Origin of the sequence: Streptomyces sp. NPDC047869, from assembly GCF_040704065.1 — a bacterium.
Classification (GTDB): Bacteria; Actinomycetota; Actinomycetes; order Streptomycetales; family Streptomycetaceae; genus Streptomyces.
In genome coordinates this window covers 142,828-156,016 of sequence record NZ_JBEYRK010000005.1, presented here as the reverse complement: position 1 = coordinate 156,016, position 13,189 = coordinate 142,828, and the positions used below count along the sequence as shown (strand labels likewise).

General features: G+C 73.5%; 7 protein-coding genes. 1 reads left to right on the top strand and 6 read right to left on the bottom strand.

Annotation, left to right across the window (positions count from 1 at the left end; all coding sequences use genetic code 11):
• Positions 1–57: 57 nt before the first annotated feature.
• Together AB0924_RS09280 and AB0924_RS09275 are read right to left on the bottom strand one after the other, a co-directional pair.
• On the bottom strand, positions 58–375 hold the full coding sequence (locus tag AB0924_RS09280) for a hypothetical protein (RefSeq protein ID WP_358927527.1): 318 nt from the start codon (positions 373–375) through the stop codon (positions 58–60).
• A gap of 165 nt (positions 376–540) precedes the next feature.
• Positions 541–2,820 carry an ATP-dependent DNA helicase UvrD2 gene (locus AB0924_RS09275; RefSeq protein ID WP_366911054.1) on the bottom strand — a complete coding sequence of 760 codons (2,280 nt, stop codon included), beginning with the start codon at positions 2,818–2,820 and terminating at the stop codon, positions 541–543.
• A gap of 130 nt (positions 2,821–2,950) precedes the next feature.
• Here AB0924_RS09275 and AB0924_RS09270 point away from each other — a divergent pair, with 130 nt between their 5' ends.
• The gene (locus AB0924_RS09270) at positions 2,951–3,208 is read left to right on the top strand and encodes a mycoredoxin (protein WP_358927525.1); all 258 of its coding nucleotides are present in this window, start codon (positions 2,951–2,953) and stop codon (positions 3,206–3,208) included.
• A 233-nt stretch (positions 3,209–3,441) separates the two neighbouring features.
• Here AB0924_RS09270 and nudC read toward each other — a convergent pair whose 3' ends face one another.
• The 4 genes from nudC to AB0924_RS09250 form a co-directional block, all read right to left on the bottom strand.
• Positions 3,442–4,386 (bottom strand): NAD(+) diphosphatase, encoded by a 945-nt coding sequence (nudC, locus tag AB0924_RS09265; protein ID WP_358927524.1) that lies wholly within the window; start codon positions 4,384–4,386, stop codon positions 3,442–3,444.
• A gap of 161 nt (positions 4,387–4,547) precedes the next feature.
• The gene (locus AB0924_RS09260) at positions 4,548–5,951 is read right to left on the bottom strand and encodes a dipeptidase (protein ID WP_366911053.1); all 1,404 of its coding nucleotides are present in this window, start codon (positions 5,949–5,951) and stop codon (positions 4,548–4,550) included.
• A 47-nt stretch (positions 5,952–5,998) separates the two neighbouring features.
• Entirely contained in the window at positions 5,999–9,622 is a 3,624-nt protein-coding gene (locus AB0924_RS09255; RefSeq protein ID WP_366911051.1) for an ATP-dependent DNA helicase, read from the bottom strand.
• Between the two features lie 112 nt (positions 9,623–9,734).
• Positions 9,735–13,112: an ATP-dependent DNA helicase gene (locus AB0924_RS09250; protein ID WP_358927521.1), complete on the bottom strand. Its 3,378-nt coding sequence runs from the start codon at positions 13,110–13,112 to the stop codon at positions 9,735–9,737.
• Positions 13,113–13,189: the final 77 nt, after the last annotated feature.

Here is a 13,189-nt window from a genome sequence, read left to right as displayed (position 1 = left end):
GGGCCGCGGATCCCGGGTGGGGTTCCGCGGCCCTGAAGGCGCCGGCCTGATCGGCGATCAGGCTGGATCACTCCAGGGTTCTGGCCCACGGAAGGCCCACATCAGGTGGTGCTGCGTCGTCTGCTTCCGGAATCCGGCACCGGCCGCCGCAAAGGCATAGGCATGTGCCTGTGCCGCTACCGCTTCCAGTGCCTTCGTCGGTCGCTCATTGCGCTCACGGACGGGAAGGACCGCGAGAGCAGGGGAGGACGCCGGACGGGCGGCACGGATGCCGGACAGACCGGTGCCCTGGTTCGAGGCGCCGAGCATGCACGTGGAGACGGCCGAGCGATCGGTCATTTTGGCCGTGCTGATGATGGTCTCGATGCTGATCACTGGACTCGCCTCCTCTCGGCGTCTGGGGGGACCGGGGTGAACCGATCCATTCGGATATGCAAGTACAACACGGAGTCAGGACCTTGGAGAAGGCCGCCGCTTCCGTGCCTAGAACCTATGGGGATTGCCGGGGCATGCGCAAACTATTTTTTCGACGAGTTGGCATCAGTCGCGCCCGTCCTCCGACCCGATCTCCTGACCTGCGCAGATGGCCAGAACATCGGCTCCATAACGCTGCAACTTGCGGGCACGGACACCAGGGATGCGGGAGAGCCCCGCGGGATCCTCCGGCCGTGCCTCGGCGATGGCCATCAGGGTGCGGTCGGTGAAGACGCAGAAGTCCGGCTGCCCGCTGCGCTCCGCCTGGACCGCACGCCACGCGCGCAGCCGCTCGTAGAGGCCCTCGTCCATGTCGGAGGGGCAGTCCTCGCAGCGCATCAGCTTCATCTCACCGGCGTCGGTGAGGGTGCGGCCGCAGACCCGGCAGCGGGCCACGGTGCGCTGGGTGCGCCGGGGGACGGCCGGGGTGCTGACCGCCGCGCCGCGCTCGACGCCCCCGCCGGCGGCGGTGCCGGCGCGGCCGGCGGTGGCGGCGGTTCCGGGGCGCAGGCCGTCGAGGAAGCGGCTGGGCCTTCGGCTGGGGCGTCCGCCCGGTGCGCGGGACAGGGCCCAGGAGAGGTGGAGCCGCTCTCTGGCGCGGGTCACACCGACGTAGAGGAGGCGGCGCTCCTCCTCGACCTGTTCGTCGGTCTTGGCGTAGGTGATCGGCACCATGCCCTCGGCGATGCCGACGAGGAAGACCACGTCCCACTCCAGGCCCTTGGCCGCGTGCAGGGAAGCCAGGGTGACGCCCTGGACGGTCGGGGCGTGCTGGGCGCCTGCCCGCTCGTCCAGTTCGGCGACGAAGTCGCCGAGGGTGGCACCGGGGCGGGCGACGGAGAGGTCGTGGGCGAGGTTGACCAGGGCGGCCAGGGACTCCCAGCGCTCCCGGACGGCGCCGGAGCCAGCCGGGGGTGTGCTGGTCCAGCCCTCTCCGGACAGCACGGCGCGTACCTGCGAGGGCAGGTCGTCGACGTCGTCCAGCAGGGCGTCGTTGCCGCCGAAGCGGGCCGCGCCGCGCAGGGCCACGCTCGCCTTGCGGACCTCGGGCCGGTCGAAGAAGCGTTCGGCGCCGCGCAGCTGGTAGGGGACTCCGGCGTCGGCGAGAGCCTGCTCGTAGGTCTCGGACTGGGAGTTCGTCCGGAACAGGACGGCGATCTCGGAGGCCGGGACACCGGCGTCGATCAGCCCCCGGATACGCCGGGCGGCGCCTTCGGCCTCGGCCGGCTCGTCGGTGTACTCGCTGTAGACGGGCTCGGGTCCGGGCGCGCGCTGGGAGACCAGTTCCAGCCGGTGGTCGGCGGCGCGGCCGTGGGCCTGGGTGAGCAGGCCGTTGGCGAGGTGGACGACCTGCGGGGTGGAGCGGTAGTCGCGGATCAGCTTGACGACCGTGGCACGTGGATGACGGGCGCGGAAGTCGAGGAGGTGGTCGGGCGTTGCTCCGGTGAATGAGTAGATCGTCTGGCTGGCGTCCCCGACGACGCAGAGGCTGTCGCGCTCGCCGAGCCAGAGTTCCAGGAGCCGCTGCTGGAGCGGGCTGACGTCCTGGTACTCGTCGACCACGAAGTGCTGGTACTGGGCGCGTACCTGTTCGGCGATGTCGTGCCGGTCCTGGAGGACGGCGACGGTCAACAGCAGCACGTCCTCGAAGTCGATGACCGCGCGGTTCCGCTTGAGGTCCTCGTAGGCCGCGTAGACATGGGCGACCTCCGCCCGGTCGCGCGGGGCCTCCCGGCCGGCCTTCGCAGCCGCGTACGCGTAGTCGGCGGGGACGGTCTGGGTGACCTTGGACCATTCGATCTCGGCGGTGACGTCCCGCAGCTCGCCGCGGTCGAGGCGGAGGTTGCAGGCGGCGGCCGCGTCGGCGACGAGCTGGATCTTGCGGTCGACGAGCCGGGGCATGGAGCCGCCGACCGCTTTCGGCCAGAAGTACTGGAGCTGCCGCAGCGCCGCGGAGTGGAAGGTGCGGGCCTGGACACCCTGCGCGCCGAGCTGGCGCAGGCGCCCGCGCATCTCTCCGGCGGCACGGTTGGTGAAAGTGACGGCGAGCACGCTGGACGGCTGGAGGACGCCTGCCCGGACCCCGTAGGCGATGCGGTGGGTGATCGCGCGGGTCTTGCCGGTGCCCGCTCCGGCCAGGACGCACACCGGGCCGTGCAGGGCGGTGGCCACTTCGCACTGCTCGGGGTCGAGGCCTTCGAGCACCGCGTCGGCCGTGTCCGGTACCTGCGGGAAGAGGGTGGAGTGCGTTGCTGCTGTCACATGGCCATGCTGCCAGGTCGCCCGGGACCGCTGTGCCGGTTGTCCACAGGCGGGGGCCCGCGGTCGTACTAATGCGGCAGGCATCACAGAGGCGGACGTGAGCGGCGGCACCCGGCGCACCGCGGCCCGGACCCGGGGCGGGGAATGCCCGCCGCATCCCTTACGTTCTTCCCCTGGACGACCTTCCCCGAGCTGCCTGAGGAGCGCGAGAGACATGCAGGGCACTGTGACGATGTACAGCACGACTTGGTGTGGCTACTGCCGTCGGCTGAAGAGCCAGCTGGACCGCGAGGGCATCGCCTACACCGAGATCAACATCGAGCAGGACCCCGAGTCCGCCGCCTTCGTGGAGAAGGCGAACGGCGGAAATCAGACGGTCCCGACCGTCCGGGTGCTTCCCACCTCCGGTGGCAACGAGGTCGTGATGACTAACCCGAGCCTCGCCCAGGTCAAGCAGGCCCTCACCGCCTGACCCTCGCGCCGCACGACCCCCGACGACCTCGATGGCCGGTCGGGGGTTTCGTGTGCCGCCCGACTCTCCGCTCGGCCGCGTCGAGCGGTTCGCCGCCGAGCACGGTCACGACGCGCTCAGGGACGAGCACTTCGAGGCCGCGAGGAAGGGGCGTCCCCTGCTCCCCTCGGAAGACGGGACCCCGCCTGCCTCGGTCGGCCGACGGGGTCGTGGACGGTGGACCGCCCGGTGTCTCAGATGACGCTCCGGGTCGGCAGCGGCTTGCCGTACCACATCCCGATCAGGCGGGCGGCGATGGAGATGCCGTAGGGCGGCAGCACCTCGCCGGTCTCGAAGGCCGTGCACAGGTCCTCGCGGGAGAACCAGCGGGCCTCGTGGATCTCGTCGCCGTCGACGGTGATCTCGGTGGAGGTGGCACGGGCCATGAAGCCCAGCATGAGGCTGGACGGGAAGGGCCAGGGCTGGCTGGCCACGTACTCGACCGGGCCGACGTGGACGCCGGCCTCCTCGAAGACCTCGCGGCGTACGGACTGCTCGATGGACTCGCCGGGCTCGACGAAACCGGCGAGCGTGGAGAAACGGCCCTCGGGCCAGTGGACCTGCCGGCCGAGCAGGATCCGGTCGTCCTCGTCGGTGACGGCCATGATCACGGCCGGGTCGGTGCGCGGGTAGTGCTCGGCGCCGCAGGCCGGGCAGCGGCGGATGTGGCCGGCGGCGGCGATGACCGTGCGCTCGCCGCAGCGGGAGCAGAAGCGGTGGGTGCGCTGCCAGTTCTCCAGGCCGACGGCGTGCACCATGAGGCCCGCGTCCCGCGGCGACAGCAGCAGTCCGGCCTCGCGCAGGCCCGCCGGGCGCGCGGACTGGTCGATACGACCGGGCAGGGCGTCCTTCTGGAGCGCGAAGTAGCTGACGCCTTCCTCGTCGTTGCCGAGGAAGTAGCGGTGGGCTTCGGTGAGCGGCGCCTCGAAGGAGGGGGTCATGACGAGTTCGGTACGGCCGTCGGGCGTCTCGTCGATGAGCACCTGGCCGCCGGAGACCACGAAGCAGCGGGTCGTGGGGTGGCTCCACGCCGCCGCGAGCCAGGCTTCGTCGAGCCGGTGGTGGGCGGCGCGGTCGATGCCGCTCGGGGCGGTCAGCGAGATGGGGCGGTCGGCGGTCTGGTCGGTCCAGGTGGTCACGGGTGCTTCCAACTCCCCCAGTGCAAGGTGCAACGGTTCGTTTCGGCGGGTGGTTCGGCGGACGTGGGGCGTGAGGGCACCGGGCCGGGCGCGGGCGGGGCGAGCGGGCGGTAATTCCAGTGTGCCCCGCGCGCGGTGCCGTCCCGTACGGCGCTTGCCGGTCAGGGGGCGTGCCGCCAGTTCGCGGCGAGGTCGCCCCACAGGTAGGCGCTGGTCTCGACGCCCTTGAGGAGGAGGTCGAGCTCGACCTTCTCGTTGGGGGCGTGCCAGCCGTCGGAGGGGACGGAGATGCCGAGGAAGAGGACGGGGGCTCCGAGGACCTCCTGGAGGTCGGCGGCGGGGCCGGAGCCGCCCTCGCGGGTGTAACGGACGGGCCCCTGGAAGGCGCGGCTCATGGCACGGACCACGGACTGCAGTGCGGGGTGGTCGAGGGGGGTCAGGCACGGGCGGGTGGCGGAGCCGAAGTCGATCTCGTGCCGGATGCCCTCGGGCAGCTGCTCGGCGGCCCAGGCGCGGACGGCCTTCTCGATGTGGTCGGGGTCCTGGCCGGCGACCAGCCGGAAGGAGAGCTTCACCGTGGCGGAGGACGGGACGATCGTCTTGCTGCCGGGGCCCTGGTAGCCGCCGCCGATGCCGTTGACCTCAGCGGTGGGGCGGGCCCAGATGCGTTCCAGGGTGGTGTGTCCGGCCTCGCCGTGGGTGGCGCGCGACTTGGCGGTGCGCAGCCACGTCGCCTCGTCGAAGGGGAGCTGGGCGAACAGCTGGCGTTCGCGGTCGGTCAGCTCGACGATGCCGTCGTAGAAGCCGGGGACGGCCACGCGCGCGTGCTCGTCGTGCAGTGCGGCGACCAGGCGGGCCGCGGCGGTGGCGGGGTTGGGTACGGCACCGCCGAAGGAGCCGGAGTGGATGTCCTGGTCGGGGCCGTACAGGCGGATCTCGCACTCGGCGAGGCCGCGCATGCCGGTGCAGACGGTCGGGGTGTCCTCGGACCACATGCCGGTGTCGGAGACGATGACGGCGTCGGCGGCGAGCCGTTCGGCACGCTCCTCCACGAGGCCGCGGAAGTGCGGGGAGCCGGACTCCTCCTCGCCCTCGATCAGGAGTTTGAGGTTGACCGCGGGGGCGGTGCGGTCGGTGGCGGCGAGGTGGGCACGGACACCGAGTGTGTGGAAGAACACCTGGCCCTTGTCGTCGGCGGCCCCGCGCGCGTGGAGGCGGTTCCCGCGGACGACGGGCTCGAAGGGCTCGCTGTCCCAGCCGTCCTCGAGGGCGGCGGGCTGCACGTCGTGGTGGCCGTAGACGAGGACCGTGGGCGCCTGGGGGTCACCGGAGGGCCATTCGGCGAAGACGGCCGGGGCGCCCGGGGTCGGCCAGACCTCGGCGGTCGGGAAGCCGGTCTCCTTGAGCTTGGCGGCGAGCCAGTCGGCGCTGCGCCGTACATCGGGTGCGTGCTCGGGCTGGGCCGACACGGAGGGGATGCGCAGCCATGCGGTGAGGTCGTCGAGGAAGGCGGCGCTGTGCTCTTCGATGTACGTACGGACGGCGCTGTCCGGGGTCTGGCTCATACTCACGAGCCTATCGGCCCGCGGGGGCATCCTCGGCGGGCGGTTCGTCACACTCGGGTGCCCTCGGCCGCCTCTCGCGGGTGGTCCGGGTGATCGTCGGTGAGCAGCCGTTCCAGGGCGGCGCGGTCCGGCAGGGCCTCGGGGCGTACCACCTCGCCGGTGCGTACGTACAGGAAGGCGGCCGTGACCGAGTCGGGCGGTACGCCCTGCTGCTCGGCCCAGGCGAGCCGGTACACGGCGAGCTGGAGGGGGTCGGCGGTGTGGGCGCGGTGGGTCTTCCAGTCGATGATCTCGTAGGTGGCCCGGTCGCCGTCGCCGTTCTTGTAGACGGCGTCGATGCGGCCGCGTACGACCCGGCCGGCGAGGGTGAGCTGGAAGGGGGCCTCGATCCGCCAGGGGGTGCGGTGGGCGTACTCGGTGCGTTCGAAGGCCTCCTTGAGGGCTTCGAGGTCGCGCTCGTCGGTGATCTCGGCCTCGCTGCCGGGCAGCTCGTCCGGTTCGAGCATGGGCAGGGTGAGTTCCTCGAAGCGGGCTTCGACCCAGGCGTGGAAGCGGGTGCCCCGGCGCGCGGCGGGTTGCGGGGGCTGTGGCATGGGGCGCGCGAGTTCCTGTGCGAGCCCGTCGGGGTCCTGGGCGAGGCGCATCAGCTGGGACGCGGTGAGGGTGGCCGGCAGGGGGACGTCGGTGATGCCGCGGCGGGCGCGCAGCAGCTCGCCGGTGAGCGCGTCGAGGTCGCGGTCCCAGGAGGCGATGGCGCGGGCCTCCTCGAGTGTGACAGGGGTCTCGTCCGGAGGGTGGGGTGCGGGGAGCGCGGGTCCTGCGGGGTGGGTGTGCTCTCGGCGGTGGGTCCGCTCGTCGGGGACGGGCGCCTGGTGGGGGACGGCCGGCCGGCCGGCGGTCCAGGAGTCCCAGCCGCCGGGCTCCTCCGGGGAGGGCGCGTGCTCGTCGTACGCGGATTCCGCCTCGTGGGGCATCTCGTCGTCGTACGGGTCGTCGTCGTACGGGTCGTCGTCGTACGGGAAGTCCTCGTCGTCCGGCGGTGTCGGCCAGTCCGGGTCGTCGAGGGTGCCGGGCCCGTGGTCGGCGGGCGGCCGGGTGTGCTGCCGGGCGGCCAGGGCGTCCAGGTGGGCGCGAACGGTGCCGGCGGCCGCGCGGCGCCGGGCCAGGGCGGTGTCGTCCAGCGGCAGCGGCCACGCCTGTTCGGCGCCGGCCGTGTGGAGCGCCGGGTTCTCCTCGTCCTCTGCGGGCTCGTCGGCCCAGGCCTCGATCTCGCCGTGGCCGGCGGCGCAGTGGTCGTGCAGGGCCCGGAGGAAGTCTGAGGGCCCGCGCGGCTTCTTCTGGCTGGGCCCCCACCAGTGGCCGGAGCCGAGGAGCAGGGAGCGGGGGCGGGTGAAGGTGACGTACCCGAGGCGGAGTTCCTCGGTGTGCTGGTGCTCCTTCATGGCCTCGTGGAAGGCCTTCATGCCCCGGGAGTCCCAGGAGCCGATGTCGGGCAGGGTGTCGGTGTCGCCGCGCAGGGCGTGCGGCAGCACCTTGGCCTGCGCGGTCCACTTCTCACGGCCCTGGGCGCTCGGGAAGGTGCCGTTCACCAGTCCGGGGACCACCACGACGTCCCACTCCAGTCCCTTGGACTTGTGCGCGGTGAGCACCTTGACGGTGTTCTCGCCGCCGGGCAGGGCGTTGTCGAGGCCCTTCTCGTACTGGGCGGCGGTGCGCAGGTAGCCGAGGAAGGCCAGCAGGGTGGCCTCGCCGTCGCCGGCAGCGAAGGAGGCGGCGACGTCGAGGAAGTTGGACAGGGTCTCGCGGCGGCGCGCGGCGAGCGCGTGCGGGGAGGCGGACAGCTCCACTTCCAGGCCGGTGACGGCGAGGACGCGGTGCAGGACGTCCATGAGCGGGTCGGACAGGGAGCGGCGCAGGTCACGAAGTTCCCTGGCGAGGTAGGCGAAGCGCACGCGCGCGTCCGGGGAGAACGGCAGTGTGTCGTCGTCCCGCTCGTCCTCGTGCAGAGGTGACTCCAGGAACGTGTCCAGGGCGTCCGCGAGCGATATCACCTCGGAGGGGTCGGTTCCCTCGACGGCCTCGGCGAGCCTGCGCTCGGGGTCGTCGGTGCCGTCCGCACGCGCGTGGGCGACCAGTCGGCGGGCGCGGCGGCCGAGGAGGGCGAGGTCGCGGGGGCCGATCCGCCAGCGGGGGCCGGTGAGCAGTCGGACCAGGGAGGCGTTGGCTCCGGGGTCCTGGAGGACTTCGCAGACAGCGACGAGGTCGGCGATCTCGGGCAGGTGCAGCAGCCCGGAGAGGCCGACCACCTCGACGGGGATGTCACGGGCGACCATGGCGCCCTGGAGCTCGGCGAAGTCGGTGGCCGTGCGGCACAGCACGGCGATCTCGCCGGGCGCCCTGCCGGTGCGGACGAGGTGGGCGATGGAGTCGGCGATCCATTCGGTCTCCTCGGCGTGGGTGCGCAGCAGGGCGCAGCGGACCGTGCCGTCGTGCTCGGCGCCGGGGGCGGGGCGGAGGGCCTCCACGCCCGCGTGCATGGCGCGCAGTGGTTCGGCGAGGCCGTTGGCGAGGTCGAGGAGGCGGCCGCCGCTGCGGCGGTTCTCGCTGAGCGCCTGGCGGGTGGCGGGGTGGCCGTCGCCGCGGGCGAAGTGCTCGGGGAAGTCGTCGAGGTTGGCGACCGAGGCGCCGCGCCAGCCGTAGATGGCCTGGCAGGGGTCGCCGACGGCGGTCACGGGGTGGCCGGTGCCGCCGCCGAACAGGCCCGACAGCAGGACGCGCTGGGCGACGGAGGTGTCCTGGTACTCGTCCAGGAGCACGACGCGGAACTCCTCGCGCAGCAGGCGGCCCACCTCGGGGACGCCGGCGAGGCGGGCGGACAGTGCGATCTGGTCGCCGAAGTCGAGCAGGTCGCGTTCGCGTTTGGCGGCCCGGTAGCGCAGGACCAGGCCGGCCAGTTCGCGGCGGGCGGCCGCGGTTTCGGGGACCTTGCGCAGATCGGCGTTGGTGAGCTTGGCATCGGCCAGGGTGTGCAGCAGGCCGGCGTCCCAGGTGCGCAGTTCCTCGGGTTCGACGAGGTGTTCGGCGAGTTCGGAGTCGAGGGTGAGCAGGTCGCTGACGAGGTCGGCGAACGAGCGGGTGAGCGCGGGGTAGGTGCCGGGGGCTTCGCGCAGTACGCGCGCGGCGAGCTGGTAGCGGGTGGCGTCGGCGAGCAGCCGGGTGGTGGGTTCGAGCCCGATCCGCAGACCGTGGTCGGTCAGCAGCCGGCCGGCGAAGGCGTGGTAGGTCGAGATGACCGGCTCGCCCGGCGGGTTGTCCGGGTCCGGCCACGCGGGATCGGCGGACGGTGCCGTCGGCGAGGGGTGCCGGCCGGGCGACGGGAGGGCGTCGGGGTCGGTGACGCCGGCTTTGATCAGCGCCGTGCGGACGCGTTCGGCGAGTTCGCCCGCGGCCTTGTTGGTGAAGGTCAGGCCGAGCACCTGTTCGGGGGCGACCTGGCCGGTGCCGACCAGCCAGACCACGCGGGCCGCCATCACCGTGGTCTTGCCCGAGCCGGCTCCGGCCACGATCACCTGCGGGGCGGGCGGCGCGGTGATGCAGGCCGTCTGCTCCGGGGTGAACGGGATACCGAGGAGCTCTTTGAGCTGTTCGGGGTCGGTGATACGGGCGGGCATGTCGTCAGAGGCTAGCGCCGGGCACTGACAACCGGGGACGCGCCGGCCGCCCGGGCAGGAGGAACCGCAGGTCAGTGCATGTGGTGCCGTGCGTCACGGTGCCTGTGGGAGGTCATTCGACCACGTGCCGCCCCTCCGGCCGGGCGCTGCACGAGGCGCGGAACGCGCAGTGGGCGCAGTGCTGGCCGGTGGTGGGCGTGAAGCGTTCGTCGAGGACCTTCCCGGCGGCGGTGGCGAGCAGCTCGCCGACCCACTCCCCCGCGGGCGGCTCCTGGGTCTGCACCTTGGGCAGGGTCTCCCCGCCGTCGCGTTTGGCCGCGCCCTGTCGCAGGTGCACCAGTTCCGCGCCGCCGGCCTCGGGACGGGCGCCGTCGAAGGCGTCGTCGGCGGCGCCCTCGCGGACGGCGAGCTGATAGACGGCGAGCTGCGGGTGGCGGGCCACCTCGGCGGCGCTGGGTGCCTGCTTGCCGGTCTTGAAGTCCACGACGTAGGCGCGGCCGTCGCCGTCCGCCTCGATCCGGTCCATCTGGCCGCGGATGCGGACCTGGTAGTCGCCCGCCGCGAGGGTGACGTCGAAGTCCTGTTCGCTCGCCACCGGGGTGCGGCCGGTGCGGTCCAGGACGTGCCAGTTCAGGAAGCGTTCGAGGGCCGCGCGCGCGTTGTCCTTCTCCTGGTCCGACTTCCAGGGCGCGTCGAAGGCGAGCGCGTTCCACACCGAGTCCAGGCGTTCCATCAGGACGTCGAGGTCGGCGGGGCTGCGGCCGGAGGCGACCTCGTCGGCGAGGACGTGGACGACGTTGCCGAAGCCCTGGGCGGCGGTGGCGGGTGCGTCGGCCTTCACCTCGCGGCCCAGGAACCACTGCAGGGCGCAGGTGTTGGCGAGCTGGTCGAGAGCGCTGCCGGAGAGCACGACGGGCTGGTCGCGGTCGCGCAGCGGCACCTTGCTCTCGGTCGGCTCGTACATGCCCCACCAGCGGTCGGGGTGGGCGGACGGCACCAGGGGCCGGCCGTCCTCGTCGGTCAGGGCGGCGAGCCTGGCCAGACGGCGTGCGGCCGCTTCCCGCAGCGCGGCGGAGGCGCCCGGGTCGACGGTGGTGGCGCGCAGCTCGGCGACGAGCGCGGCCACGGCCAGCGGCCGGCGGGGACGGCCGGTGACGTCCCGCGGTTCGACGCCCAGCTCGGTCAGGAAGCGGGAGGGCTGGTCGCCGTCGTCGGCCGGTGCCTTCACGGCGGTGACGACGAGACGTTCACGCGCGCGCGTGGCGGCCACGTAGAACAGACGGCGTTCCTCGGCGAGCAGCGCGCCCGGGGTCAGCGGTTCGGCGAGTCCGTCGCGGCCGATGCGGTCGGCCTCCAGCAGGGAGCCGCGGCGGCGCAGATCGGGCCACAGTCCCTCCTGGACGCCCGCCACGACGACGAGCCGCCACTCCAGGCCCTTGGCGCGGTGCGCGGTCATCAGGCGGACGGCGTCGGGGCGTACGGCCCGGCGGGTGAGGGTGTCGGCGGCGATGTCCTGGGCCTCGATCTCCTCCAGGAAGTTCAGGGCGCCGCGGCCGCCGATGCGTTCCTCCGCGCGTGCGGCGGTGGCGAACAGCGCGCACACCGCGTCCAGGTCGCGGTCGGCGTTGCGGCCGGCCGCGCCGCCGCGCCGGGCGGCGCGTTCCAGCCGGCCGGGCCAGGGCGTGCCCTGCCACAGGTCCCACAGCGCCTCCTCGGCGGTGCCGCCGGCGGCGAGGCGCTCGCGGGCCGTGCGGAGCAGCGCGCCCAGACGCTGTGCCCCGCGCGCGTAGGCCGGGTCGTGGACGACGAGACGCCCGGGTTCGGCGAGCGCGCGCGCGATCAGTTGGTCGGAGGGGGCCGGCAGCGGGTTCCCGGCGGCCCGTTCCTCCTCGCGCAGGGCGCGCCCGAGGCGGCGCAGGTCGGCGGTGTCCATGCCGGCGAGTGGGGAGGCGAGCAGGGTGAGCGCGGTCTCGGCGTCGAGCCAGGAGACGTCGTGCTCCTCGCCGTCCGCTTCCTCTCCCGGAGGCCATGACTCGGTCTCCTCCCCCGTGGGGCCTTGCCGTGACTCGGTCGTCTCCCCCGCGGGGCCTTGCCGTGACTCTGCTTCGGCCACCGTCCGGAGGGCGGTGAGCAGGGGGGCCACCGCCGGCTCGTGGCGCAGTGGCAGGTCGTCGCCGTCGATGTCCAGGGGGACGCCGGCCGCGGTGAGGGCCCGGCGGAGCGTCGGGATGCTCCGGGAACCGGCACGCACCAGGACGGCCATGTCGTTCCAGGGGACGCCGTCCTCCAGGTGCGCGCGGCGCAGGATGTCGGCGATGTTCTCCGTCTCCGTGCCGGGTGTCGGGTAGGTGTGCACCTCCACCCGGCCGCCGTCGCGTACGGCCTCGGGCTCCCGGTGGGCGCGCACCTTCTCGGCGGGCAGCCGGGTCAGCGGCATGCGCCGGGTGATCAGGCGGGTGGCGGCCAGCAGGGCGGCGCCGGAGCGGCGGGCGGTGCGCAGCACCTCGACGGGCGCGGGCCGGCCGCCGGGGCGCGGGAAGGCCGCCGGGAAGTCGAGGATGCCGTTCACGTCGGCGCCGCGGAACGTGTAGATCGACTGGTCGGGGTCGCCGAAGGCCACCAGGGTGCGGCCGCCGCCGGCCAGGGCGTGCAGGAGCCGCACCTGGGCCGGGTCGGTGTCCTGGTACTCGTCGACGTACACGGCGTCGTACTGGGCGGCGAGCCGGGCCGCGACCTCGGGGCGGTGGGCGAGCAGGACCGCGCGGTGGACGAGTTCGGCGTAGTCGATGACGCCCTGGAGGTCGAGGACGTCGAGGTACTCGGCGAGGAACGCGGCGGCGGCACGCCAGTCGGGGCGGCCGATGCGGCGGGCGAAGGCGTCCAGGGCACCGGGCCCGAGGCCCAGCTCACGGCTGCGGGCGAGGACGGCGCGGACCTCGTCGGCGAAGCCGCGGGTGGTCAGGCAGGCGCGCAGCTCGTCGGGCCAGCGCACGTGGTCGAGGCCGAGACGCTCCAGGTCGGGCTGCCCGGCGAGCAGCCCGCGGACGGTGACGTCCTGCTCGGGTCCGGACAGCAGGCGCAGCGGCTCCGCGAACAGACCGCTGTCCTGGTGGGCGCGGAGCAGGGCGTAGCAGTACGAGTGGAAGGTGGTCGCCCGGGGCGCGCGGGCCGCGCCGATGCGCAGGGCCATGCGGTCGCGCAGATCGACGGCGGCCCTGCGGCTGAACGTCAGCACCAGGATGCGTTCGGGGTCGGCGCCGCGGGCGATTCGCGCGGCAACGGACTCGACCAAGGTGGTGGTTTTCCCGGTGCCGGGACCGGCGAGGACGAGCAGCGGTCCGGTGCCGTGGTCAACCACGGCGCGCTGGGCGGCGTCCAGTCGAGGGGGATCGGGCTCCGCGGGCGGGGTACGCACCAGGCGGTAGGCGCCACGGTCCCCCTGCCGCACCGGAGGGTGCGGCAGACGGCTGGTGGTGGAGGAGGAGCTCACGTGGTTCGCCGGTCCTGGTGGTTGTGCTGGTGGGCGGGCGGTCACGCGTGCGAGGCGGTGGCCGCGGGGTGAGGGGG

Coding starts and splice junctions, on each gene's coding strand:
- AB0924_RS09260 (WP_366911053.1), bottom strand. CDS start 5,951: ATGAGCCAGACCCCGGACAGCGCCGTCCGTACGTACATCGAAGAGCAC.
- AB0924_RS09275 (WP_366911054.1), bottom strand. CDS start 2,820: ATGCCTGCCGCATTAGTACGACCGCGGGCCCCCGCCTGTGGACAACCG.
- AB0924_RS09270 (WP_358927525.1), top strand. CDS start 2,951: ATGCAGGGCACTGTGACGATGTACAGCACGACTTGGTGTGGCTACTGC.
- AB0924_RS09255 (WP_366911051.1), bottom strand. CDS start 9,622: ATGCCCGCCCGTATCACCGACCCCGAACAGCTCAAAGAGCTCCTCGGT.